At 40.2% G+C, this 405-nt stretch carries 2 pseudogenes; both read left to right on the forward strand.

The annotated features are described in order from the left end of the window. Positions 1 to 165, forward strand: a pseudogene (locus DXA87_RS14980) (transcriptional regulator); the annotation flags it as partial. 86 nt (positions 166 to 251) lie between these two features. Beyond that, positions 252 to 405, forward strand: a pseudogene (locus tag DXA87_RS18515) (site-specific integrase); the annotation flags it as partial.

A 405-nucleotide genomic window follows, 5' to 3' on the forward strand; every position in this document is an offset into this window, starting at 1 on the left:
GAATATAATGAGATTATGTTTCTCAGGGAGATCACGCATACTGTCAACGCATTTAACGATATGGCAGATGTGATAAGGCTCTATTCAAAGAAACCGGAAGCAGCAGAACAAAGGCTTGCCAATCTTTTATCCGAAGTTATGTATGAGGATTCTGAATCGGTATAGTAAGACAACCGGAGTTGTGATATACTTACACGCAAGAAGCATTTCAGCAGTTCCGATTGTCTGATATCGAAAGGAGACATACGATTATGGCAAAAGGATCTGTTAGAAAAAAAGGAAAAAAATGGTACTATCGTTTCTATGTAGAAGATGCAAGCGGTAAAATGGTTCAGAAAGAATACGCCGGAACCGAAAGTAAAAGTGAGACGGAAAAGCTTCTCCGCAAGGCACTGGAAGACTACG

The organism is Desulfotomaculum sp. OF05-3 (genome assembly GCF_003435535.1).
In the GTDB taxonomy this organism is placed as follows: Bacteria; Bacillota; Clostridia; order Lachnospirales; family Lachnospiraceae; genus Pilosibacter; species Pilosibacter fragilis.